Genomic DNA, 24810 nt, shown 5'->3' with positions numbered 1-24810 from the left:
ATCAACGACGAACCCCCTTCGTGTGGGCCGCGTCACGCGTAACCTGACGGCGTACCTGTTTACGGGGTGCGGAACGGGAGGGATTTCGATGTATCACGTCGATGCCGGCGCGCAGAGCAAAACGTACGAGGGCCAGCCGGTCTATCTTCTCGACGCGGCATCGACCCTCGAGGTCCAGGCTCTGAATCAGTGGATCGATTCGACCACTCCGGACGGCGAGACGCGGCCGCCGTCGATAGTTCTGTTCGGAGAGAGCGCACATCAGATCGTCGAGACGGTTCGCACCGTCGGCGACGATCCTCTTCTCGTTCCGTTGCGCGTCACGCTCACGGAGAAGAAGCGCAACGGGCTGCTGCGTCGAATGTTCGCGCCGCGCGGCAACTCCAAGCCCACGCGGGTGTGGCAACGCTGGGTGCAGGGCGACGACCCCGACCGTTCCGAGGTGCTGATCGGTGCTCCGGCAACACTCACCGAACTCGAGACTCGCTTCGATCGCACCGGCGGCAAGTCGCTGTCGTCGTTCATCTGCAGGCAGGCCACGCTGGCACTCGACAAGGCCGAACGCGACGTCATCGGCTCCGAGTACAAGATTCCTCGGTTCGTCGTCGAGGACATGACGGAACAGAAGAAGTTTCACGACGGCATCGCGGAACTCGCCGCCGAGGTCGGCGAAAGCGTCGCCGACGTCAACCGTCGAGTGCACGAGATCCTGCACGAGATGGTGGCCACGGAAACCCGTCGAGCCGTCGAGATGTGGGGAACGCTCGGGGCCTACTTCTCCCGCGCGTACCGCGTCGACGTCGACCGCACCGACCTGGCGAAGGTCCGCGAACTCAACAAGAACTATCCGTTGGTGTTTCTGCCGAACCACCGCTCGTACCTCGACCCCCTCGTGTTGCGTCCGGCGTTGCTGACCGAAGGCCTTCCCCTCAACCACGTGATGGGCGGCATCAACGTCGGCTTCTGGCCGCTCGGACCCATCGCCAAACGCAGCGGCGTCGTACTCATCCAGCGCAAGTTCTCCGACGAGATCTACAAGTGGACACTGCGGCAGTACATGAGCTTCCTGCTCGGCAAACGTTTCAACCTCGAGTGGTACATCGAAGGCGGACGCAGCCGCACGGGCAAACTGCGACCACCGCGGTTCGGTCTGCTGACCTATCTGGTCGACGCGCTCGAGAGCAGCGACGCCGAGGACGTCTATCTCGTCCCGACGTCCATCACGTACGACCGCCTGCACGAGGTCGGCGCGATGGCCGCCGAATCGCACGGGGCACAGAAGCAGGCCGAGGGCATCCGCATGTTGATCGGGTACATCCGCGCGCAGGGCAAGCTGCGCGGCAACGTGTATCTGACGTTCGCCGAACCCATCTCGGTGCGATCGATCCTCGCCGAGAACGACGACAAACGCGTCGCGGTCCAGAAGATCGCGCTGACGGTCGCCCACGCCATCAACGACACGACTCCGGTGACGCCCGCTGCGCTCGTCACGATGGCGCTGCTGGGCATCGAGGATCGTGCGCTCAACGTGCACGAGATGTGGGCGATCATCTCGCCGCTCGCACGCTACATGCAGAAACGAGGCCTCCCGACGGCTGGAGGCGTCGACATCAGCGAGGTCGACGTCGTGCGCAGTGCCGTCGTCGCCCAGGTCAATGCGGGCGTCGTGAAGCGTTTCGACGACGGACCCGAACCGGTCTTCTACCTGGCGCAGGACAAGCATCTCGTCGCCGCGTTCTTCCGCAACAACGCGATTCACTACTTCGTCATGCGTGCCATCGGCGAACTCGTCGTGCTTCCCGACCGAGATCAGACCGAGGCGTCGACGCCGGAATCGATGTGGAAGGCTGCGCTCGAACTGCGGGATCTGCTGAAGTTCGAGTTCTTCTTCGGCGACAAGAAGGACTTCGGGCAGCGACTGGAGGCGGAGGTCGCGCTGATCGATCCCGACTGGCGAGACAATCTCGCCGATCCGGAGTATGCGGCGCGCCAGATCGAGATGCAGGATCTACACCTCGCGCACCGCGTGCTGCAGCCCATTCTCGAGGCGTACCAGGTCGTCGCCGACCAACTCCTGCTCCTCCCGGTGGACGCCGAACTCGACAAGCCGTCGTTCATTGCGCAATGCCTCGGTGCCGCTCAGGCCAGGCGACTGCGACAGCAACTCGATCACAGCGAGGCCATCTCGGGCGAATTGTTCGACACCGCACTGCAATTGGCCGACAACCGTAAGCTCGTCGACCCCGGTGGGGAGAACCTCGCGCAGCGTCGACGGGATTTTGCACGCGAGATCAACGAGTGGGCACGCAAGGCACGCGTCATCCGCGACATGGCGCACCGCATGCTCGACGACGTCGACCCGCTGAACGTTCCGGGCCCGATGGCCGGCGACACGGTGTCCGACGAGAGTGGGGACGAGGTTCGATGATCGATCTGGCCGAGCAACTACGCGCCATCGCCGCCGCACCTACCGGACCCGACACCGCTGCGTTCTTCGATCTCGACGGCACCTTGATCAACGGGTTCTCCGCGAAAGCGGTGTTTCTCGAACGACTCAAGACGCTCGACGTCACGGTGCACGAACTGTGGGAGATCTCGAGTGCCGTCGTCGAGATGCGGATGAAGAGCTCGCCCGTCGACAATCTGATGGGCAAGGCCGTCAGGGGGCTGGAAGGGCGTCGCGAAGCAGACCTGATGGAACAGGCATACGCATTGTTCCGCAACGACATCGCGCCGATGATCTACCCCGAGGCTCGCATTCTCGTCGAGGCTCATCGACGTGCAGGCCATCGCGTGGTGATGGCGACGTCGGCGACGCCGTACCAGGCGATTCCGGTCCAGGAAGACCTCATGGTCGACGAACTCCTCTGCACCACACCGGTCGTCGTCGACGGCGTTCTGACGGGCGAGCTCGTCGGCAGTTCGCTGTGGGGTCCGCGCAAGGCACAGGCGGTGGCCGACTACGCCGCGGGGGAGGGCCTCGACCTCGCCGGATGCTTCGGCTATTCCAACGGTGGCGAGGACATTCCGTTCCTGTCCGAGGTCGGCCTGCCCGTCGCGCTCAACCCCGACGACGAGATGACGCGGCACGCCACTCGGGTCGGTTGGCCGATCCTCCGGCTCCAGAACCCGAAGCGGGGAACCGACCTCGTGTCGGCAGTGCGCAGCACGGCCGCACTCGGATCGGTGCTCGCGAGCGCAGGTCTCGGCCTCGGACTTGGCCTGCTGACGCGCAGCAGACGCACCGGCGCCAACATCACCTCCACGATCGCCCCGGACATAGCCCTGACGATCGCGGGCATCAAGCTCGACGTCACCGGCACCGAGAACGCGTGGTCGGCCCGACCGGCGGTGTTCATGTTCAACCACCAGAGCACCGCGGACTCCGTCATCGTGGCGTCGATCCTTCGCAAGGACATCACCGCCGTCGCCAAACGCGAACTGGGGCATGACATCCGGTTCGCGTTGCTGGGCGCGATGTTCGACGTCGCCTACATCGATCGTGGTGATCCCGCGCAGGCACGGGAAGCGATGAAGCCCGCCATCGAGAAGCTGCACTCGGGCATCTCCGTCGCCATCGCTCCCGAGGGAACACGGATGCCGACGTCTCGTCTCGGCCGCTTCAAGAAAGGCGGATTCCACCTCGCGATGCAGGCGCGCGTTCCTATCGTCCCGATCGTCATCCACAACGCAGGCGACGTCATGTGGAAGAAGGACTTCACCGCCCATTCGGGTACGGTCAGAGTAACCGTCGGGGAACCCATCTCCACCGAGGACTGGGTCCCCGAGAAGATCGACAGCTACATCGACGACGTCCGATCCTTCTTCGACAGAACGTTGGGACATGCCTGACAGTGACATCAGTTTCGTAGTACAGCGGGAGATCGAGAAGACTCTCCTCGGGGGAACACCGAAATACACTCGAATGGACATCGTCGAGAAGTCGGGAATTCCCCTCGAGCGCGTCGTCCAATTGTGGACGGCCATGGGATTTCCCTTGCACACCGATCCCGAGGCAGTGGTCTACACCGACGCCGATCTCGACGCCCTCCGCCTTCTGACCGGGTTGACCGAGCGACGCGTCATCGAACCCGACATGGAAGTCGCGATCGCGCGCACGCTCGGGCAGGCCATGTCGCGCTTGACGGAGTGGCAGGTCGGCGTCGTCAACAGCCATATCCACGACCGGTCGACCGAAGGCGCCGATATCGACGCAGTGCGCAAGAACGCCAGAGAGGTTGCCGCACAGACCGTCCCGACGCTCGAAGCGTTGCAGTCCTACACGTGGCGACGCCACCTCGCGGCGACGGCGGGCCGGTCCATCGCGGATCCGGGCGAGGAAACCACCAGTCGCACTGTGGCCGTCGGGTTCGCGGACATGGTCGGGTACACGAGCTTGACGCGCCGCATCGGGGTCGACGAACTGACCGAGCTGCTCGAGGAATTCGAGTCGATCGCCTCCAACATCATTGCGCGCGGACGTGGTTCGATCATCAAGAACGTCGGCGACGAGGTGATGTTCAGCGCGCAGACCGCCGAGGACGCCGCGCACATCGCGCTCGACCTGCAGGACGCCTACGAGGCGAAAGAGGACATGCCGGAGTTACGCGTCGGGCTCGCCTGGGGGCCCGTCCTCGCCCGCTACGGCGACCTGTACGGCTCCACGGTCAACATCGCTGCGCGACTGACCAGTTCGGCACACCCCGGCACCGTCCTCGTGGACACGACGATGGCCGAGATTCTCCAGGAAGACGCCGAATTCTACGTCAAGTCGCTTCGATCACTACGTGTGCGCGGATTCCACAAGCTCAAGCCTCATGCGTTGCGCCGCAACAAGAAGGACCGATAGAAATCGAGGTGCTTCTGCGCCGCAGCGTCCCAAGTGAGACTCCGGGCGAGTAGCCGTCCAGCCTGCGAATCACGCGGCCGATCCAGTGCCGCTGCGAGCTGATCGGCCATCGACTTCGGTTCCGACGCGTACGTGACCGCGTCGCCGAACACCTCGCGCAACACCGGCAGATCCCGTGCAACGACGGGAATTCCGGCTGCGAGCGCTTCCATCGCGGCGAGTCCGAACCCCTCCTTCGTCGAGAAGAACGGCAGCACCGACGCCTGTGCGACGAGGTGCGGTAACTCGTCGTCGTCGACGGTTCCGAGGATGATGGGCTCGATGCCCAACTGCGCTGCGTACGAGTCGAATCGACGACGGTAGTCGCGGTAGTCGAACAGCGTCTCCCCGCCGGCGAAGACGAGAGACAGGTCGGGACGATTCAGGCGGGCGAACGCGTCGAGCAGGTCGATCGATCCCTTGCGCGGCTCGATACCGCCGACCGCGAGCACGTAACGGCCGAGCTTCTGCTGCCACTCGGTGCCGCCCGACGCCGCCGCTGCTTCGAATCGCCCCGCGTCGACACCGTTCGGGATGACCGTCGGCTCGAAGCCCCACCCCCGGCGGACCTCCTCGGCCACCGCTGCCGAGACACAGATGCGGGCGTAGGGTTCAACGACGGCACGTTCGTGGCATGCCGCCAGCGCGGGCGTCGTGAACGTGTCGAGGTGGTGAATGGTCCTGATGCACGGCCCCACGGCGTTGGCAGAGATACAGTCCTGCGCGTGCACGATGTCGTAATCGGAGTTCGAGAACGCCTGTCCCAGAACATCGATCGACCGCAGAATACGGTCGCCGACGGACTCGTCGTCTCGCGCCTCGAACGGAACCATCCTGATCGAGACCGACGGGTCGACCCGCCGGAAGAACGCGCTGTCGCCACCGCGTCCGAGGGACCAGACCGTCACGTCGACACCGATGCGCGCCAACGCTTCCGCAAGGTGCAACGTGTGCACCACGCCTCCACGGGGTTTCGACGAGTACGTGAGCAGTGCTATTCGGGTCATTCCGCAGGCTCCACTCCCAGGGCAATTCGGGTCATTCCGCAGGCTCCACTCCCAGTGCTATTCGGGTCATTCCGCAGGCTCAACTCCCAGGGCGACTCTCATGTCGACGTGCCCCCGTACGCATCCACCCGGCGCTCCTTCAGGTGATGCAGCACCCGCCGGGCACGATCTACTTCGGCGTCGACGTCGATGTCGCACACCGCAAGTCCGCCCTTGGACCATGTCTTCGCGAGGACGTCACCACCCGGGCCGACGATCTTCGCCTGCCCCAGGAACCGCAACGACCCCATCACACCCGTCTGGTTCGACGACACCAGCACGACCTGATTCTCGGCCGCGCGGGCCGCGTCGTACAGGTCGAAGAGGCGTGACTGGCGGTCGTTCGGCAGACTCGACGCCCGGTCGGTGACGCTCGCCGGCCACGCGGACAACGCTGCGATGATGCGAGCACCGTCCAATGCAAGTGCCCGAGCGGATTCCGGAAACGTCTTGTCGTAGTCGATGAGCATGCCCATGCGACCGACAGGGGTGTCGAAGGCCTCGAAGCGATCGCCCGCCGCATACGCCAGCGACTCACCCACGGGCTGATGGACCTTGCGGTGACTGCCGAGCACACCGTCACCCGTCAGACACGCAGCAGCGTTGTAGCGCAACCCGTTCGACAGTTCGGTGTATCCGATGCAAACCGTGAGGTCACCGGCCGCTGCCATGATCGCCCCGATCTCCGGGCCGTCGATGTCGAGCGTCGGCGGAAGCTCGGACACGTCCGGGTTGCGCAGGCTGTCGATGTATCCACCGAGAGAGGCGTCGGGCAGCACGAGCAGGTCGATTCCGTCGCGCTTCGCGCTCTCGACGATCGTCGTGATCTTCGAGACCGCGCGAGGCACATCGCGACCGAAATGTGCTGCCAGAGCGCCTATCCTGATCGACGTCACCGAGCTACACCATCGACTTGTCCGGTTGTGCCGCACTGATTTCCAGACCGATCTGATCGGCCAGGAACTCGGCATCACGCGCGACGGCCGCGAACCGACCCGATCCCCACGTGTGCTGCCACGGGAGCCCGAGGAAGTAGAGGCCACGCACCGCGCTGACGCCACGATTGTGCGTGGGATGCCCCTTGCCGTCGAACGCACCGACCTCGAGCCAGCGGTAGTCGGTACGGAAGCCGACGGACCAGACGACGGCAGTGATATCCGCGTCGGCCAGATCGAGTTCGGTGGTCTCGACCTCCGGACGCCATACCGGCGTGTATCGCTCTTCGGTGGGCGCGGAGATGCCCTCACGCGCGATGTACGCGTCGATGTTGTCCTTGATGCTCTCGGCCACGGCGTCGGCCGCATCGAGCGACGCCTCCAGCGTCGGCGCGAACTGCAGGACACCGTCGTCCACGTCGAGAAGCCTGCCGTACAGCTGCATGCCCTCGGTCGCGAACGCACGCAGGTCGATGTCGCGACCACCGTCGCGACCCGTCACGTAGTGGTTCGTGTTCTCGCGTTTGCCGACGCCACCGGGCTGATCCTCGATGGAGACATCATAGATGCCCATGTCGTGCAGCCAGGCGACACAATCACGGCCGCGATAGAAGCGTGCGACGCGTGGCGCGGTACCGGCAACGAGGTGCACGCGTCGACCGTCGAGATGCAGGTCCTCGGCGATCTGGGCGCCGGACTGTCCGGTGCCGACGACGAGTACGTCGCCGTCGGGGAATTGGTGCGAACCCCGATACTGCGACGAGTGGATCTGAATGACGTCCTTCGGGAGCTTTTCGGCGAACCGCGGAATGGTCGGGACGTGGTATCCGCCGATCGCGACGACGATCTGGTCCGCGTGCATCGGCCCCGCGGTGGTCTCGATGTCGAAGCCACCCCCGATTCCCTGCCGCGTGGACGTGACGGTGACGTGCTCACGGACGGGGGCGTCGAAACTTCGGGCATACCGCCGGACGAAGTCGTACACCTCGTCGCGCTTCATGAAACCGTCGGGATCGTCACCGTCGTACGAGAACCCGGGGAGCACGCACTGCCAGTTGGGTGTCACGAGCGTGAAGTTGTCCCAGCGGGAATCCTTCCACTCGTGTGCGATCGTATTCGACTCCAGCACAACGTGTTCGATCCCGCGCTGCGTCAGGTGCCAGCTGATGGACAGACCGGCTTGCCCACCGCCGACGACCACCACCTCATGTGTCTCTCTCACAACAAATCAGCTCCCGTCATACTCAGGACCTTCACGGCGCCGCCGTCCGTATATGCCGCACCGACGTCGCGAATTTCCTCCATCTGCTGCGCGGCCGACGTACAGCGCATTCCGAACTTCGCCAGCACGCGATCACCGGCCACCGTGAGCGCTTCCGACGTCCGCTCGACGAACTCGTCGACCGGGTACTCCGCTCCTGGTGCGAGGTAGTCGTGCATCACCAATGACGGTGAGTAGCAGGACTGTTCACGCCCATCCGGCCATCGGACCTGGAATCTCATCTCAGGCATGGACCGGCTCTTTCGTTATCGTCTTGTACACCGACGGACGGCGATCGCGGAGGTTGTACATACCGCCTCCACGCGCCGCACCGAGAAGCCCGTCGACGTCGACAGTTGCCGTCGCCAAACCCGGCTCGACGCCTGTGCCCGCGAGGATTTCACCGCCCGGCCCGACGATCTTCGCGCTGCACACGAAACGAAGCGAACCGAACGTGCCTGCCTGGTTCGCGGCCACCCAGATCACCTGGTTCTCCAATGCCCGGGCGCGGTCGTAGATGTCGAAGCGCTGCTTCCAGCGATCGTCCTCCATGTTCGACGTCGTCGCAGTCCGTGCGGTCGGCCATGCCGAGATGGAGGTGATGATTTCGGCGCCGTCGAGTGCGAGTTCCCGTGCTGCTTCGGGAAATCCCTTGTCGTAACAGATCTGCATGCCCATGCGTCCGACCGGAGTGTCGAACGCCTCGTAGGTGTCTCCCGCGTCGTAGCAGAGGTTTTCACCGAGCGGCTGGTGCACCTTGCGGTACGAACCGAGGATGCCGTCACCGTTCAGTGTCACGGCCGCGTTGTAGCGAGTGTCGCCGTCCTTCTCGCAGAACCCGAGGGTGACCACCATGTCACCGGCCATGTCGATGACGCGTTTCAACTCGGGACCGTCGAGTTCCAGTGCGGGCGGCAAGCTTCGGAGCCGACGCTGCCGCGACTCCTCCGACTCGTCCCCGCCCCCGAGACTCGGCAGGTACCCACCGAGGCAGGCCTCGGGAAGTACCAGGAGTTGGCTTCCGCGGTGACGCGCTTCTTCGAGTAGCGCCGCGATGGTGCTGTAGCCCTGTTCCATGTCGCGGCCGAACTCGGCGGCGGCCACGGAAATCGTGACGGTGTTCGTGTGGATGTTCATGCTTCTCCCAATCCAGTCACGGTCGATGCAACTGCGCGAGTGGTGATTCCGTCGGGCCATCGCAACGCGACGCCCGGAGTGTCGGTGAGCTCTCCGCAGCGAGCGGAGACTGCAGGTCCCGACGACGCGAGCGACGCGTCGGGACGGTCCGCGGTGATCATCGCGAACCCTGGAAAGCACGTGACCCATTCGCCCACCGACGCAGTCGTCGGCGTGGGGATGGAGGCGACATCCAGGACGGCTCCGGTACCGCACGCTTCGGCGAGCATGCCCGTCGTGCCGGCGAGACCGGCCATCGACACGTCCTTGGCCGCCTTGGGTGCGGTGCGGGCGACGAAGGACGCCATCTCGTCGAGTTCTTCGGACGTGCGTCGCGACGTCGAATCCCATTGCTGTCCCTGATATCCGCGACGCCATCCGCCCTCGATGTCCGCGGTCAGGGTGAGGACGTCGCCGGCAGCAGCACCGCCCGCGCGGACCGGCGACGGCGTGCTGCCGAGCGCCGTGACCGACAGGGACGACGGGACCCCGACCTGGGTGTGGCCACCGAGCACCGGAACCCGCCACGCCTGCGACGCATCGGCAAGACCCCGGATGATGCGCGTGAGCCTTGACTGTGTGGGTGCTCCGACCGAGTCGAGCATGCCGACGGCTCTGGCACCCATGGCCGACAAATCGTTCAAGTTGGCGAGCGCCGCACACCATCCGGCCCACTCGGGATCCCGATCGACCATCGACGGGATGATCGCGTCACATGCGGCGATGACGTCGCTTCCGGGCACCGGGACCCCGTCGTCTCCGCGAAAGCCTCTGGCGCCCAGCCCCAGTGATTGCGCCTTCAGGGGCGCAAGTACCCCCGCGAGCATGGCCTTGGTCGCCGACACCAGTCGTTCGATCCGGTCGATCGGCCAGTTCATCGCGACGTGCGGTGCACCGTGGATGTCGAGGTCGCCGCGCCGGACCCAGCCGAGCCTGGTGAACAGCTTCTCGTGCTGTCTCTGGACCGTCGCGTCGAATCTCAGGACGCCGTGGCTCTCGGCGTGCGCGCACGCCGCTCGGACCAATGCAGGTCCGACGCCGGATGCGCGGGCGTCGGACGAAACGACGAGACGACTGCCTGCCCACCACCCCAGATCCCGTGCCGTGCAGGGCGCAAGGCGGACACCACCCAGGACGATGCCGTCGGCGCTGCGGGCGATCAGGACGACGGTACGCGGGTCGTCGTCGACGTCGTCATGATCCGAACCCGTGAACAGACCCTGCTCGGTGACGAAGATGTCGCGTCTGAGGCGTCGATACGCGTCGAGTTCGGTTGCGCCACCGCATTCGTGGATCAGGAACGGGGCCTGCGACGTCGCGACCGCGGTCCCGGCCAAGTCGGTGTACATCAGCCACCCGCATTCTGGAGAACACTGCAGGCACCGCACGCAGCACAGCCTGCCTTCTGGTCCGTACCGAGCATCGACGCGGCCTGAAGTTCCTTGGCGACGCGGCGCGTCACGTCCTCCAACACGTCACGGTTCGGTGCGACCGCACGGTCGACGTCGACGGCCAACGTTCCTGCGAGCGGCCGGAACGGAACGATGAACGGGTAGACACCCATCTCGATGAGTTCGGCTGCACCCGAGACCAATTCGTTCGGGTCCTCGCCGAGGCCCACGAGAAGGTAGGTCGACACCTGGTTTCGTCCGAACACGCGGACGGCTTCGGCCCATGCCGCCCGGTAGTCGTCCATCGGGACTGTTGCTTTGCCCGGCATCCACTTTCGGCGAACGTCGTCGTCCAGCGATTCGACGTGGATCCCGATGGATTCGGCACCCGCGTCGTGCAGATCGGTGATGGTCTGCAGATCGCCGGGTGGCTCGCACTGCACCTGGATGGGCAGATCGGGAACAGCTGCCTTGATCGCTGCGACACAACGCGCAATGTGCCGCGCACCACGGTCTTTCGCCGCCGACGTGCCGGTCGTGATGACCATCTGGGTGACGCCGTCGAGTCGGACGGCGGCTTCGGCGACCTCGGCCAGCTGCGCCGGCGTCTTGACGGCAATGGTGTCCCCCGCGTCGAGTGACGCCTCGATGGAGCAGAAGCGGCACCGTTGTTCGGGGTCGTACCGGATGCAGGTCTGCATGACCGTCGTCGCGAGGACGCTGGAGCCGTGCAGTTTGGCGATCTTCTCGTAGGAAATCCCGTCGGCGGTCTCGAGATCGTAGAATTTCGGCCGGGAGACGGCCTCTATGTCCACTCCGATGTCGTTGCCGTCGAACAATATTCGGTCTCCGTCGAGAACGTACGGGCTCGACGGGTTTCGAGGGATGGCCGCGCCGAGGCCATCGATTCGGACATGCCCGTCGTCGCTGGGCCCGGCGCCGGCCGTTCTGTTGACCGGTGGCGTTCCTCGAATCCCGAGGAGCGCCAGATCTACTCGCACACCGACAGACATAACAAGCTCCTAGACCATGTACGTCGAGTTGATGATGGCGCCCTTGCGTGCGTAGTGGATGAGCGCGTCCTGAACGTCGAGCGGATGCGCCGGGATGACGCCCTCGATCAGGTCTTCTTCGCGGCCACCGTGCAGTGCGAGACCGAAGCGGCAGCAGAACACCGTTCCGCCCTCGGCGATGAAGGTCGCGAGCGAGTCGTTGATGTTCTGCTCACCCGGGAATCCGGAATCGCCCGTCGTCGGAAATCCGCGCGTGGCAAGACAATTGATCGCGCCGGGACCGTAGAAGTACATGGCCGACTCGAAACCCTTGCGCAGAGCGCGCGTTGCCTGCAGCACGGCGACGAAGCTGACCGACGACTCGTGCGCGATGCCGTGCACCAACGTGAAGTAGCTTTCGCCGTTCTCTGCCTTGTAGTCCGGGAAGATCTTGGTGGAACCGTAGATGTTGCTGCCCTTGGGCAACGAGGGGTGCGGAATCTCTCCGAGCGACTTCTGGATGTTCTCGGCGATTGTCTTGTCGATGTCGGACACTGCGTCGGCTCCTGAGGGTCGTGTGCGTGAGGAGAAGAGGATGGCGTCGGAGGTGCTCCTCGGCCATGTGACCAGTACAGGCGACATCCGTTTCCGAGTGGTCACGCCCGGAATAACGCACTGTTTCGAAGGCCTCACCGCTGGGGCGACGCGCACCCCGATACCCTGGGATGCGTCCACACCACCCGAAGCCACCGAGAGGGAACGATGATCGGCGCCGTCACCGGCTTGCTGTACGTGATGTCACTGGCCGTCGGCCTCTGGGTTCTCGTCAAGCTCGTGCTGGGCAAGCCGGTGCTCCTGAAGAACGCATCGGACCGCGCGTTGTTCTGGGCGATCTCCGCAACCGAGGCCGTCGTCCTGCTCCAGGCGATCATCGGATTCGTCATGATGTTCACCTCCGACCGCGACATTCACCGGTTGACGTTCGGCGCCTACCTGATCGGATTGCTCCTGCTGCTGCCGATCGGTACGTGGTGGTCACTGGGTGATCGTTCACGCGGCGGCACCGCAGTGCTGCTCGTCGCCGTCACCACCCTCGCAGCGATGGTGCTGCGTCTCAGCCAGATATGGGCCGGATATGCCTGATACTCCCGACCGCCTTCAGGAGGCGACCCGCACCGGCTTCGGTCGCTTCCTCATCGCCGTCTATGCGGTGTTCGCCGTCGCCGCCACCTCACGGTCGATCGTGCAGTTGACGACACGCTTCGACGTCGCCCCGCTCGCGTACATCCTGTCGGCGCTCGCAGCGGTCATCTACATCGTGGCGACGGTCGGGCTGGCACGCGCGACCGAGGCGTCGCGCCGAGTCGTGACGGTGTCCTGCATCATCGAGCTCGTCGGCGTCCTCGCCATCGGTGCGCTCAGCTACATCCAGCCTCAGGATTTCCCCGACGCGACCGTGTGGTCGCACTTCGGTCAGGGATACGTCTTCATTCCCGTGGTGCTCCCGATCGCCGGGCTCTGGTGGATACGGCGGACCCGCCGCCTGTGAGCGCGAACGTATAGCGGGCAGGAGCGGAGCCTGCGAAGCGACCCGAAGACGCTATGCATTCGCACTCACGTGTCGAGTGCAGCGAGATTGTCCACCGACTGCTTGATGTCGGTGTCGAGGGCCTTGGCGACGACCTTGCCGACGGGCCCGAACAGGACCCCGCCGCCGAAGTAGGCGTCGAGCGTCAGAGTGGAGCCGCCCTCGTGGTTCTCGCGCACGTGGATGGTCATCGCGATCTTGATGCCACCCTTTCCGCGGCCGGACATCTCGATGAGTTCGGGCTCCTTGTACTCGGTGAACGTCCATTTGATGGTGTTCCGGAAGCCCTTGACCTTCACGAGCGACTCGACCTCGGTGCCCTTCTCGATCGTCGCGGGAGGCGGGCTGCACCAACCACCGTGGATCGTCATCCATTCGTCGAAGCGGTTCAGCGCGGACGCCTTGTCCCAGGCACCCTGAGGATTTTCGGGCATGTTCACGGTCACTCGGATCGTCGCCATACCCCCGAGATTGGCACTTCTCGCGCGCGGCCAAACCTGACCAGTGACTAGCCTGGGGAAATGGCGACGCTCGAGATCGCAGGCCGAAAGCTCTCGGTCACCAATCTGGACAAGGTGCTGTTCCCCGAGACCGGCACGACGAAGAGCCAGGTCATCGAGTACTACACCTCGATCGCACCCGCGATGCTCCCGCACTTGGCCGGCCGTGCCGTGACGCGGAAGCGGTGGCCGAACGGGGTGGATCAGCCGTCGTTCTTCGAGAAGAATCTCGCATCGTCGGCGCCGGACTGGCTGGAACGACGCGACATGCAGCACTCCGATCGCGTCGTCGTGTATCCGTTGTTCTCCACCGCCGCGGATCTCGCGTGGCTCGGGCAGCAGGCCGCCATCGAGGCACACGTCCCGCAGTGGCGTTTCGACGGCGATGCGCAGGGCCTGGCCACGAGGATGGTCTTCGACCTCGATCCGGGCGACGACGTCGACCTCGCCCGCTGCGCCGAGATCGCCTGCGAAATCCGCGGCCTCATGACCGACATCGGGTTCACCGCCTATCCGGTCACGAGCGGCAGCAAGGGCATTCACCTCTACGTTCCGCTCGACAAGCCACTGACGTCGTCGGGAGCGTCGACCGTCGCGAAGCACGTCGCGACGATTCTCGAGGAGCGCTCACCCGACCGCGTGACGGCGACGATGGCCAAAGCGAAGCGGACCGGCCGAGTCTTCGTCGACTGGTCGCAGAACAACGGGAAGAAGACGACGGTCGCGCCGTACTCGATGCGTGCGCGATCGGAACCGACCGTCGCCGCGCCCCGGACGTGGGAGGAACTCGAATCCCCCGGCCTCACACAATTGCGGTACGAGGAAGTGCTCGAGCGCTATCAGGACCAGGGAGACCTCCTCGCCGATCTGGACCCACCGCTGGACGACGTGGAGACCGCTCCTGCCGAGCCCGACAAACTCACGAAGTACCGCAGCATGCGCAGCCGCGCGAAGACGCCCGAGCCGATACCGACCGGAGGAGAACCGCGCGGGAACGACGACACGTTCGTCATCCAGGAGCATCACGCCCGACGCCTGCACTACGACTTCCGACTCGAACACGACGGCGTCCTCGTCTCCTGGGCCGTGCCGAAGAACATTCCCGACGACCCGACGCAGAACCGCCTCGCCGTACACACCGAGGACCACCCACTCGAATACGCGACGTTCGAGGGCAGCATCCCGAAGGGCGAGTACGGCGGCGGAGAGGTGACGATCTGGGACAGCGGTACGTACGAACTCGAGAAATGGCGCGACGACGAAGTCATCGTCGTCCTGTCGGGAGCCAAGGCGAAGGGCCGTTTCGCTCTCATCAAGACCAAGGGCGATCAATGGCTGATGCATCTGATGAAGGAGCAGTCTCCGTCGCCCGATGATGAACATCCGTCGAACAAAGGCGTACCCGAAAGCAATCTCCCGAAGAATGTTGCGCCGATGCTCGCGACCGCGGGCGACGTCCTCGGCCTTCCCGACGGCGAATGGTCCTTCGAGGGAAAGTGGGACGGCTTTCGCGTCGTCGCACAGTTCTCGTACGGCGAGATGAAGCTGACGTCTCGGACCGGAAAGGACCTGACCGAGCGCTTCCGTGCATTTCAGGCTCTCGCAGACGATCTGAAGGACCACGAGGCCATCGTCGACGGTGAAGCAGTCGTCTTCGACGCCGACGGCATCTCCAGTTTCGAACTGCTGCAGAACAGCACCGGCAAGCACGTCGACTTCATCGCGTTCGATCTGCTGCATCTCGACGGAACGTCGTTGCTGCGCAAGAAGTATTCGGATCGGCGCAAACTTCTCGAGCTGCTGACGACGGGCCTCGATTCGGTCATCGTGCCGGAACTGTTGCCGTCGACGGCATCCGAGGCGGCGGCCGCGAGTATCGAGCGAGGACTGGAAGGCGTCGTCGCCAAGCGGTCCGACTCGATCTACCAACCCGGCAAACGCGCCAAAACCTGGATCAAGTCCAAGAATTGGCGTACTCAGGAAGTGGTCATCGGTGGGTGGCGACGCGGCCGCGGGCGCCGGGGAGGCGGCATCGGCTCGCTGCTCGTCGGTGTGCCCGACGAGGGTGGCCTGCGCTATCTCGGCCGCGTCGGAACCGGTTTCAGCGAACAGGCACTCGACCGTCTGAGCACCGAGTTGTCTCCGTTGCAGACCGACAGCTCGCCGTTCGCAGAGACCCTCCCGACGGCCGACCGGAAGGATGCGGTGTGGGTGACGCCGCTTCTCGTCGGTGAGGTCCGGTTCTTCGAATGGACCGACTCGATGCATCTGAGGCATCCGAGTTGGCGCGGTATTCGTGAGGACAAGAAGCCGGAAGACGTAGTGATCGAGCACAATTCCTAGGCGCGCGCTCGAGCCCTCTCGCGGTTGCCATAAAATCTCTTGCTGCGTACCCTTTCGAACATCGTTTCCGGGGGGAGCGTAACGAGCGGGGTCACTTTTTCTATATCGCACCTGGTGCGGCGTTCTCTCGATCGGGCGCTGCAGGGGGGGTGCGGTCGGACTGTGTCTCCCGCACGGGAAAACGAAGCTTTGTCGGGAGGGATTTGACGCCATGCGCGCTTACAAACTGATCGGGGCAGCGGTCGTGTCCGCAGCCACGGTCATGTGTTCGACTCTGATGACCGCAGCACCTGCTACGGCGATTCCGCTGGAGCCCACGCCCATTGCCGATGTGTTCTACGCTCCGGTTCCTGGTCTGGATGCGCTGAACCCCGGTGACATCATCTCCAGCAGGCCGATGCCGCCACCTCCCGGTTTCTTCGACGTCGACGTGTGGCAGCTGCGCTTCCGGTCGACCAACTCCGCAGGCAATCCGATCGCCGCGGTCAACACGGTCATGGCTCCGAAGAACAAGGCACCGAACGGGCCTCTGCTGTCGTACCAACACATCATCAATGCACTGGGCTTGAAATGCGCTCCCTCACAGGCACTCTGGACGTCCGATCCCAACCTGATGATTCGTGAGGCTCCGGCACTCAACGTTGCCCTGCAGCGTGGATGGACCGTCGCGATCGCCGATCACCTCGGCCCCAACAGCGCGTACGGCGCAGCCAAGATGGGCGGCCAGATCGTCCTCGACAGCATCCGTGCGACGCAACGCTTCGATCCGCTTCAGGTGCAGCAGAGCCGCGTCGCGCTCGCCGGCTACTCGGGCGGCGGCATGGCGACGGCGTGGGCGGCCGCACTGCAGAACGACTACGCACCCGAGCTGAACATCGTCGGCAGCGCTGCGGGCGGTGCGCCGATGAACCTCGAACGCATGGCTCGCGATTTGGGCTTCAACCCGCATCCGGTGTTCGGCCTCGCATTCGCTGCGGCGCTCGGACTCGAGCGGGAGTACCCGACTCGGATTCCGATCAGCGAGCAGCTGAACCCGCTGGGCCGGCAGATGGCCGCCGAAGTGCAGAACGCGTGCACCAACGACATCATTCGGGTCGGCGCAGGCAAGAGCGCGACGCTCGTCGCCGACTCGCTCAGCCTCATCGACAGCCCCGAGATGGTCGACGCGGTCAACGAGAACAGCGTCGAGCTCTACCCGGGCGTTCCGAAGGCTCCCTACTTCGAGTGGCACAGCCCGACGGACGCACTCATCCCGGTCTCGTCCATCACCAACACCCTCGGCCGCTACTGCGCCGCAGGTGTCCCGGTCACCGAGGTTCAGGTGCCCAGTAACGATCACCTCACCGCCGCGGTGCTCGGGCTCCCACAGGCTCTCGAATGGATCAACGCCCGCTTGAACGGCGTTCCTGCGCCGAGCAACTGCTGAACTGGCAACCACACGAGCGAAGGACGCCCTCGGTCACCCCAAGTGACCGAGGGCGTCCTTCGCTTCCGGCCCTTGAAATTTCGATGACCTCGGGCATCGGTTAGGCTAACCTCGCATTTCGTACTTACGCGAGGAGTCCCACAGTGCGCACCAGTTACCTCCGCATCGCCGCAGGCGCTGCAGCAGTCGCGCTCGTCGCCGGCTGTTCGTCCGACGGCAGCTCGTCGTCGACCAACTCCGACGAGTCCGGCGCTTTCCCCGTCACCATCACCCACCACTTCGGTGAGACGACCGTCGACAGCGAACCGTCGAGCATCGTCACCATCGGCTTCAACGAGCAGGACTTCGTGCTCGCACTCGGCGTGAAGCCCGTCGCGACGCGCGGCAACCTCAGCTACGACTACCGGAACCGTCCCTGGGCGCAGGAAGCTCTCGGTGGCACCGACATCCCCGAGGTCGGCTCCGAGGAACTGAACCTCGAGCAGATCGCGAACGCGGGGCCCGACCTCATTCTCGGCCCGTACTCGTTCATCGAGCAGGGCCAGTACGACCAGCTGTCCGAGATGGCACCCACGATCGCCGACATCGGCGGTTACGACGACGTCCCCGCGGCCACGTGGCAGCAGGAGTTCGAGGTCATCGGCAAGGCGCTCGGCATGGAGCAGGAAGCCGCCGACCAGACCGCCGAGCTCGAGCAGAAGTTCCAGACGACGCAGGACGAGAACCCGCAGTTCGCGGGCAAGACGCTGACTCTGGGCTTCGACATGGGCGACGGCACCTACCTCGTGCTCGGCGAGGACGACATCCGCGCCCTGTTCTTCAAGGATCTCGGTTTCGAGATCCCTGCGGTCACCGAGACGATCAGCCCCGAGAATCTGAACAAGCTCGATACCGACGTTCTCGTGATGGCGGGCGCCAGTCGCGAACAGCTGCTTGCCGATCCGCTGTTCGCTGCACTGAACGTCGTCTCGCAGGATCGCACCGCCTACATCGGTGCGTTCAGCGAGGACCTGCCGTCGGCTCTCGGCTACTCGAGCCCGCTGTCGCTGAACTACGCGATCGACGGCTTCGCACCGATGCTGGCAGCCGCGTCCGACAACGACCCGTCGACGGTCGTTCCCGCACCGGCCAACTGAGAATCCGTCCTGAACTGCGTCCGATGGAGCTCCTCGTAGCGGCCACCCGCCGCGAGGAGCTCCTCGTGCGTTCCACGTTCGACGATCGACCCGCCTTCGACGACCAGAATCGTGTCGGCAGCGCGGATGGTCGACAACCGGTGTGCGATCACCACCGACGTCTTGCCTGCCAGCGCCTCACCGAGGGCGGCCTGAACCGCGGCTTCCGACGTCGAATCCAGTGACGCCGTCGCCTCGTCGAGAATGACGACCTTCGGCCGGGAGATCAACAGTCTGGCGATCGTCAGACGCTGTCTCTCACCACCGGACAGCCGGTAACCGCGTTCGCCGACGACGGTGTCAAGGCCGTCGGTTGGGGCTGCACGAGATCGCTGAGCCTGGCGCGTCGAAGCGCGTCCCAGACTTCGTCCTCGGCGGCGTCGGGGCGCGACAGCACGATGTTGGCGCGGACCGTGTCGTGGAACAGGTGCCCGTCCTGGGTCACCATGCCGACCGCGTCGCGAATCGATTCGGCCGTCAGATCACGGACATCGTTCTCGCCCAACCGCACCGAGCCGTCGTCGACGTCGTAGAGACGAGCGACCAATTGCGCGATGGTCGACTTTCCGGCTCCGGATGTGCCGACGAGCGCGACCATCTGTCCCGGCTCGGCCCGGAACGACACCCCGTGCAGAACCTCCTCATCGCCACGCGTGTCCAACGCCGCCACTTCTTCCAACGACGCGAGCGACACCTTGTCCGCCGACGGGTACGCGAATCGCACGTCCTTCAACTCGACCGACACCGGCGCGTCGGGCAACGCGACAGCGCCCGGCTTGTCCTGGATGAGGGGCACGAGATCGAGAACCTCGAAGACGCGCTCGAAGCTGACCAGGGCGCTCATGACCTCGACGCGTGCGCTCGCCAGTTCCGTGAGCGGTGAGTACAGACGAGTGAGCAGAAGCGACAGCGACACAACGGATCCCGGGTCGAGCTGGCCGCGCAGAGCGTAGAAGCCGCCGAGCCCGTAGACGACGGCCAGAGCCAGTGCCGAGACCAACGTCAACGCGGTGACGAACACCGTCTGGACCATCGCACTGCGCACACCGATGTCGCGGACCCGGGATGCCCGGACGGCGAACTCGCGAGACTCGAATTCGGGCTGCCCGAACAGCTTCACCAGCGTCGCGCCGGGCGCCGAGAAGCGCTCGGTCATCTGCGTGCTCATGGCCGAGTCGTGCGCGGCTGCCTCGCGCTGCAAGCGTGCGAGTCGACGACCCATTCGACTCGCCGGGATCACGAAGACCGGCAACAGCAGGAGCGCGAGAAGTGTTACTTGCCACGAGATTCCGATCATGACGACCAGCGTCAGGGCCAGCGTCACGAGATTGGAGACGACGCCGGACAACGTGTCGCTGAACGCACGCTGCGCGCCGATGACGTCGTTGTTCAGTCGACTCACGAGTGCGCCCGTGCGAGTGCGTGTGAAGAACGCGATCGGCATGCGCTGCACGTGGTCGAACACGGCGGTGCGCAGGTCCAGGATCAAGCCTTCCCCGATGTTCGACGACAGCCACCGGTTCAACAGACCGAAGCCAGCGTCGACCACCGCGATGAGCGCGATGAGCAGCGCGAGCCGAAGGACGATGTCGAAGGACTCACCGTCGACGATCGCATTGACCACGCGTCCCGCCAGCACCGGCGTCGCGACCGCGAGGACCGCAAGCACGACGCTGAGCAGCACGAAGCCGAGCAGTTTCGTCTTGTGAGGACGGGCGAAGTCCAGGATTCTGCGGGCGGTGTCGGCATTGAAACGGGCCGTACCGGACGACGCATGCATCGTCCGGTACAGCTGATTCCACGCAGTGACTTCCATGCTCATGCCTGAAACCGTAGAACCTCGACATAGGTGGAGGTCAAGGGTTCATGCTCGACCGGTTCACGCAGTCCTGACCTCGCCCACGACAACGGTCCCGTCGAGTTCGTCCGAATGGGCGATGCGTGCGTCGAACCCCGCACCGCGCATGATCTGCACGGTCCCCTTCGCCTGGCCGACGCTGGTCTCGATCAGGAGATGACCGCGGTCGGTGAGCCACTGCCTGGCGTCGTCGGCGATGCGGCGGTGCCAGTCCAGTCCGTCCAATCCGCCGTCGAGCGCGACGCGGGGTTCGTGATCACGCGCTTCGGCCGGCATCGAGGCGATGGCGTCGGTGGGGACGTAGGGCGCATTGGCGACGATGACATCGATGCAGCCTCGAAGGTGTTGCGGCAGAGCAGAATACAGATCGCTCTCGTAGACGTGGCCCGCACCGATGTTGCGGCGAGCGCACCGGACGGCGACGGGGTCGATGTCGGTGGCGTGGAGGTCGAGGTGCCCGAGCTCGTGTTCGAGCGCCGCCCCGACTGCCCCGGATCCGCAACACATGTCGACGACGGTCGTCGGCCGGAGCGCGAGTGCCTCCTCGACGAGGAGTTCCGTGCGACGTCGGGGCACGAAGACGCCGGGTTCGACGACGATACGGAGTCCACGAAATTCTGCCCACCCGAGGATCTGCTCCAAGGGGGTGCCCGCCACGCGTCGGGACACCATCTCGAGGAGCCGATCACCGGTGAACGCCTGGAGGAGAAGTGCGGCCTCGTCCTCGGCGTACACGCATCCGGCGGCGCGGAGGGTGCGGGTGATGGCCTGGTGGGAGTCGATGCTCGACTGTATCCCAGTGCTCACGCCGGTAGGAATATCCGGCCACTGACCGTACCGCGCACGGTGCCCCAGGCAACGATTGCCCATGCCGCGACGAGCAGTGCATAGAGGCCGATTGCGACGATGTTCAGTGCGCCGAACGTGACCCCGAGCGCGGTTGCGCCGGTGACGCAGGTGCCGACGGGGAACGTGAAGCTCCACCAGGTCATGGAGAACCGGAGGCCGCTGCGGGCAGCTGTGACGGTCAGACAGGTTGCAACGGCGAACATGACGATGCCGAACACGCCTGCGCATATCCCGTAGGCGATGCCGATGTCGTGGAGCCAGTCGCTGCCCGCATCGGCGGCCAAGAGATTGGCTGCGGTGACCGACTGGCCGACGAGGCCCAGCGTGATCCAGATCGTCGGAATCGCCTGCACGGGAGGCGTTCTCCTATGCACGAGCTCACCGCAGACCGTGACCATGATCCGCGCACCGAGGATCAGGCTGAGCGCGAACAGGACATAGCACAGGGCGAGGAATTCAGTCCTGACCGTGCCGCTCGGGATGTGTTGCGCCAGAATTGCTCCCCCGGTCGCCGACACCATCGGAGGCACGACGGGCATCAGCAACGCGGGCAGACGGTGCCCCCACACGCGAACCGGAATCCACAGCACGGTCGCGATTCCTGCGAGAGTTCCTATGGTCCACAGCGTTCCGGCGATCCAGAGAGCCGCAGTGATGCCGAGTAGATCCTTGCCGAGAAGGATTGTTCCGCTGCCGACGGTCAACAGCGCCATCGGGATTGCGCCGTAGAAAAGGCCGATGACCGGATGCGCGACGTAACCGCGAGCGTTGTCGACATGCAGGATCCAGTGCGCGGTGAAGGCAATTGTCAGCGCGACGAGGGCGGTTGCCGCGACTCCCCAGACCACGGTGGCGAAAGAATGCAGAATCGGAGAGTGCAGGGGAAGCGTGGCCGCGGCGTTCGCGACGATGCCGGTTCCCATGATGGACGCGAACCAGTTCGGGGTGAGGTGTTCCAGCACGCGGCCAGGACGGTCGAGGTCGCGGAACAATCCCAGGGGCGCGTCGGCGAGAACGGCTGCGGTCATGGTTCCACCGTCGTCGGCGAGGGGCATTCTCGGTAGAGGTGCCGCTGTTGTGTAGCCACAACCGGTTCTTGTGGCCGGCCCTCCCCGTGCGCGCGAATGTATAGCCCGCTATACATTCGCACGCACGACCGATACTCGACCTCGCGGTGGTAACCGGTTGGGGCGCGGGTGAATTGGGAGAATTGGGTTGCGCTGAACCTGTTGTGTTCGAACATGCGTTCGAGTATCATGGTGGGCATGGACATGCCGGGGGGCTTCGAACAGATCAGACGCGACGCCGACGCGTCCGCATCCGACATGCTGACCACCCTCACCGACCTGCGCCGCCAGGAGAACATTGCCGCTGCCGCGACCGTGCACCGAGTGCACGACCTCCTCGACCTACGGATCTCCACCAAAGCCGCGATCTACGACTACGGCCTCGAACACGACACTCCCACCGGACCACAGCAATACGGCGTCGCCGAACCCGACATCTACAAAGCCCGCCTCGCCGCCGAAACCGAAGCGTCCGTAGCATTCTCACTCTCCCGCCAGATCACCCGCGACATGATCACCACCGGCGAAGAACTCGCGCAGCGACTCCCCGCCATCGACGCCGCCTTCACCGCAGGAGATCTTGACTACCCCCGCGTCCGCACCATCGCCCTCACCCTCTCCCGCGCCGGCGACGACACCGTCGCCGCCCTCGAACCCGACATCCTCGCCGCCGCCCACCGCTGCACCCCACGATCACTCCGCGACAACATCTGGCGACACTGGTTCGACCACAACCCCCACGAAGCCACCGCCGCACGCGCCCGAGCCGACGCAGACGAACGCTCGGTCAACATCCGCCGCAACACCGACGGCACCGCATCACTGTTCGCCCGAATCACCGCCGTCGAAGCCTCCGAAATCGACGCCATCCTCGACCAATTCGCCGCCACCGTCTGCGACCGCGATCCCCGCACCAAACGGCAACTCCGCGCCGACGCCCTGGTCGCGCTCATGCACCAAGAAGACGCCCTCGCCTGCACCTGCCGCACCGACGAATGCCCCGCAGCAGCCACCGCCGACCGCACCCCAGCCCGGCCAAAACCACTCATCCAGGTCATCGTCGACCTCGAAACCCTGCTACGCCTCACCGACACCCCCGCCACCCTCTCCGACGGCACCGTCCTCGACGCCGACACCGCACGCCTACTCGCCACCGACGCACACTGGCAAGCCTTCCTCACCGAGGCTCTCGAACTCGCACGCGCCCACCACAACTCTGCCAACGACAGCGATGAAAGACCGACGGCTGCAACACAACCGGAGCCCACCGGGCAGGCATCCGAGGTACACGAGCCCGAAAACGAGAAGCCTGTCGACGACGACAGAACACCGGACGACGACGCAGCAGAGAACCGCGACACAGTAGAGAACACCACCGGCGATATCGACAGGCCGAACGACGATGACCCGAACACCGACGGTCCCGCAGACACTGGACACTGCGACGACAGCGACGGTACCGGTGAGACACCCGCAGCCGACGAAACCACAACCACCGGCGGCGAATTCGACATCGATTCGAACACGGCCGATTCGAACGAGATCGATTTGAACCCTGACAGCCCGGAAAACCATGGCGGACAGTGTGATTCAGAAGAACCGAGCAACCCGCCACCACCCGCACCGCGCGGCACCAGTTCACTCGTTCCCCGCGCCCGCCGCATCCTCACCCGCGGACGCACACGACCCGCACCGCCCTTACCGCCGGCCCACCCGACGCCCGGGCCCGGACCCGGACCCCGACAAGGCTCCGGGCGTCCCCGCACGCCCATTCTCGCCGGGCGCGACACCGCCCTGACCGCCACGATCGACGCCTACCTCGCCGCCGCTGCCCTCGACCCGGCCCTCACCCGCGGACCGCACCCCGACGGCCACGGCGGCCACGGCGGCCACACCATGAATCACCCCAGGTTTGATGCCGCTTCCTTCTGAGTCAGGAAGGATGAGCACATGCCTAAGAAGATCGATCCGGAGGTCCGTGCGCGGGCGTTGCGGTTGTTGGAGACCCACGGCGGGGAGTACCCGTCGATGACTGCTGCGGCCGAGGCCATAGCTAAGCAGGTCGGTGTGGGCCAGGAGACGGTGCGCCGCTGGGCGGTGCAAGCCCAGATCGACGCCGGCGACCGGACCGGAACCACCTCGGCCGAGGCCGCCGAGATCAAACGACTCAAGGCCGAGAACAAGCAGTTACGCGAGGACGTCGCGATCTTGAAAGCGGCGACGACTTTCTTCGCGGGGGAACTCGACCCCCGCAATCGATGATCATAGCGTTCATAGATTCGTTGCGCGCCAATGGTTTTGCGGTCGAGTCGGTC

General features: G+C 64.9%; 20 protein-coding genes and 2 pseudogenes. 10 read left to right on the top strand and 12 right to left on the bottom strand.

Annotated features, from left to right (window positions below; all coding sequences use genetic code 11):
• The first annotated feature begins 88 nt into the window (after positions 1-88).
• The 3 genes from DK926_RS23770 to DK926_RS23760 are packed head-to-tail and all read left to right on the top strand — an operon-like array spanning position 89 to position 4849.
• The gene (locus tag DK926_RS23770) at positions 89-2428 is read left to right on the top strand and encodes a glycerol-3-phosphate 1-O-acyltransferase (protein WP_114332442.1); all 2340 of its coding nucleotides are present in this window, start codon (positions 89-91) and stop codon (positions 2426-2428) included.
• The gene (locus DK926_RS23765) at positions 2425-3852 is read left to right on the top strand and encodes an HAD-IB family hydrolase (RefSeq protein ID WP_114332441.1); all 1428 of its coding nucleotides are present in this window, start codon (positions 2425-2427) and stop codon (positions 3850-3852) included. Before DK926_RS23770 ends, DK926_RS23765 begins: the two co-directional genes overlap by 4 nt.
• A complete protein-coding gene (locus DK926_RS23760) occupies positions 3845-4849 on the top strand; it encodes an adenylate/guanylate cyclase domain-containing protein (protein ID WP_114332440.1) in 1005 nt (334 codons plus the stop codon). Before DK926_RS23765 ends, DK926_RS23760 begins: the two co-directional genes overlap by 8 nt.
• Here the strand turns inward: DK926_RS23760 and DK926_RS23755 are convergent.
• The 8 genes from DK926_RS23755 to DK926_RS23720 all read right to left on the bottom strand — a co-directional run bounded on the left by DK926_RS23755 (position 4816) and on the right by DK926_RS23720 (position 12244).
• A complete protein-coding gene (locus DK926_RS23755; protein ID WP_114332439.1) occupies positions 4816-5895 on the bottom strand; it encodes an MSMEG_0565 family glycosyltransferase in 1080 nt (359 codons plus the stop codon). The genes DK926_RS23760 and DK926_RS23755 overlap by 34 nt on opposite strands.
• Before the next feature lie 98 nt (positions 5896-5993).
• Positions 5994-6830, bottom strand: coding sequence for a carbon-nitrogen hydrolase family protein (locus tag DK926_RS23750; RefSeq protein WP_114332438.1), 837 nt, complete (start codon positions 6828-6830; stop codon positions 5994-5996).
• Positions 6831-6834: 4 nt separating this feature from the next.
• Positions 6835-8091: an MSMEG_0569 family flavin-dependent oxidoreductase gene (locus DK926_RS23745; protein WP_114332437.1), complete on the bottom strand. Its 1257-nt coding sequence runs from the start codon at positions 8089-8091 to the stop codon at positions 6835-6837.
• Positions 8088-8381 carry an MSMEG_0570 family nitrogen starvation response protein gene (locus tag DK926_RS23740; RefSeq protein WP_114332436.1) on the bottom strand — a complete coding sequence of 98 codons (294 nt, stop codon included), beginning with the start codon at positions 8379-8381 and terminating at the stop codon, positions 8088-8090. Before DK926_RS23740 ends, DK926_RS23745 begins: the two co-directional genes overlap by 4 nt.
• Positions 8374-9267 carry a carbon-nitrogen hydrolase family protein gene (locus DK926_RS23735; RefSeq protein WP_114332435.1) on the bottom strand — a complete coding sequence of 298 codons (894 nt, stop codon included), beginning with the start codon at positions 9265-9267 and terminating at the stop codon, positions 8374-8376. The genes DK926_RS23740 and DK926_RS23735 overlap by 8 nt, the downstream gene beginning before the upstream one ends.
• Positions 9264-10655: an MSMEG_0567/sll0787 family protein gene (locus DK926_RS23730; RefSeq protein WP_114332434.1), complete on the bottom strand. Its 1392-nt coding sequence runs from the start codon at positions 10653-10655 to the stop codon at positions 9264-9266. Before DK926_RS23730 ends, DK926_RS23735 begins: the two co-directional genes overlap by 4 nt.
• Entirely contained in the window at positions 10655-11710 is a 1056-nt protein-coding gene (locus DK926_RS23725; RefSeq protein WP_114332433.1) for an MSMEG_0568 family radical SAM protein, read from the bottom strand. Before DK926_RS23725 ends, DK926_RS23730 begins: the two co-directional genes overlap by 1 nt.
• A 9-nt stretch (positions 11711-11719) precedes the next feature.
• A complete protein-coding gene (locus DK926_RS23720; RefSeq protein ID WP_068427316.1) occupies positions 11720-12244 on the bottom strand; it encodes an MSMEG_0572/Sll0783 family nitrogen starvation response protein in 525 nt (174 codons plus the stop codon).
• Between the two features lie 207 nt (positions 12245-12451).
• Between DK926_RS23720 and DK926_RS23715 the strand changes: the two genes are divergently transcribed.
• Together DK926_RS23715 and DK926_RS23710 are read left to right on the top strand one after the other, a co-directional pair.
• A complete protein-coding gene (locus DK926_RS23715) occupies positions 12452-12832 on the top strand; it encodes a hypothetical protein (protein WP_068427321.1) in 381 nt (126 codons plus the stop codon).
• Positions 12825-13238, top strand: coding sequence for a hypothetical protein (locus tag DK926_RS23710; RefSeq protein ID WP_114332432.1), 414 nt, complete (start codon positions 12825-12827; stop codon positions 13236-13238). Before DK926_RS23715 ends, DK926_RS23710 begins: the two co-directional genes overlap by 8 nt.
• 65 nt (positions 13239-13303) lie before the next feature.
• Here the strand turns inward: DK926_RS23710 and DK926_RS23705 are convergent, their stop codons facing one another.
• Positions 13304-13738, bottom strand: coding sequence for an SRPBCC family protein (locus DK926_RS23705; protein WP_114332431.1), 435 nt, complete (start codon positions 13736-13738; stop codon positions 13304-13306).
• A gap of 60 nt (positions 13739-13798) precedes the next feature.
• Here DK926_RS23705 and DK926_RS23700 point away from each other — a divergent pair, with 60 nt between their 5' ends.
• From DK926_RS23700 to DK926_RS23690, 3 genes are all read left to right on the top strand, one after another.
• Complete coding sequence (locus DK926_RS23700) at positions 13799-16120, top strand: ATP-dependent DNA ligase (RefSeq protein WP_114332430.1); 2322 nt, start codon at positions 13799-13801, stop codon at positions 16118-16120.
• Between the two features lie 211 nt (positions 16121-16331).
• Entirely contained in the window at positions 16332-17546 is a 1215-nt protein-coding gene (locus tag DK926_RS23695; RefSeq protein ID WP_114332429.1) for a lipase family protein, read from the top strand.
• Positions 17547-17689: 143 nt separating this feature from the next.
• Positions 17690-18682, top strand: a complete 993-nt coding sequence (locus DK926_RS23690) for an ABC transporter substrate-binding protein (RefSeq protein ID WP_114332428.1) — start codon at positions 17690-17692, stop codon at positions 18680-18682.
• On the opposite strand, the pseudogene DK926_RS23685 reads toward DK926_RS23690, so the two are convergent.
• The 3 genes and pseudogenes from DK926_RS23685 to DK926_RS23675 all read right to left on the bottom strand — a co-directional run bounded on the left by DK926_RS23685 (position 18598) and on the right by DK926_RS23675 (position 22456).
• A pseudogene (locus DK926_RS23685) lies at positions 18598-20543 on the bottom strand (ABC transporter ATP-binding protein). The gene DK926_RS23690 and the pseudogene DK926_RS23685 sit on opposite strands and share 85 nt — an antisense overlap.
• 57 nt (positions 20544-20600) lie before the next feature.
• Positions 20601-21386, bottom strand: coding sequence for a putative protein N(5)-glutamine methyltransferase (locus tag DK926_RS23680; protein WP_243636987.1), 786 nt, complete (start codon positions 21384-21386; stop codon positions 20601-20603).
• A complete protein-coding gene (locus DK926_RS23675; protein WP_114332460.1) occupies positions 21383-22456 on the bottom strand; it encodes a TDT family transporter in 1074 nt (357 codons plus the stop codon). Before DK926_RS23675 ends, DK926_RS23680 begins: the two co-directional genes overlap by 4 nt.
• A gap of 237 nt (positions 22457-22693) precedes the next feature.
• On the opposite strand from DK926_RS23675, the gene DK926_RS23670 reads away from it, so the two are divergent.
• Together DK926_RS23670 and DK926_RS23665 are read left to right on the top strand one after the other, a co-directional pair.
• A complete protein-coding gene (locus DK926_RS23670; protein WP_165839659.1) occupies positions 22694-24427 on the top strand; it encodes a DUF222 domain-containing protein in 1734 nt (577 codons plus the stop codon).
• Between the two features lie 18 nt (positions 24428-24445).
• Positions 24446-24810, top strand: a pseudogene (locus tag DK926_RS23665) (IS3 family transposase); the annotation flags it as partial.

It is taken from the genome of Rhodococcus sp. Eu-32 (assembly GCF_003336925.1).
Lineage (GTDB): Bacteria > Actinomycetota > Actinomycetes > Mycobacteriales > Mycobacteriaceae > Rhodococcoides > Rhodococcoides kyotonensis_B.
This window is presented reverse-complemented; position numbering and strand designations above follow the sequence as displayed.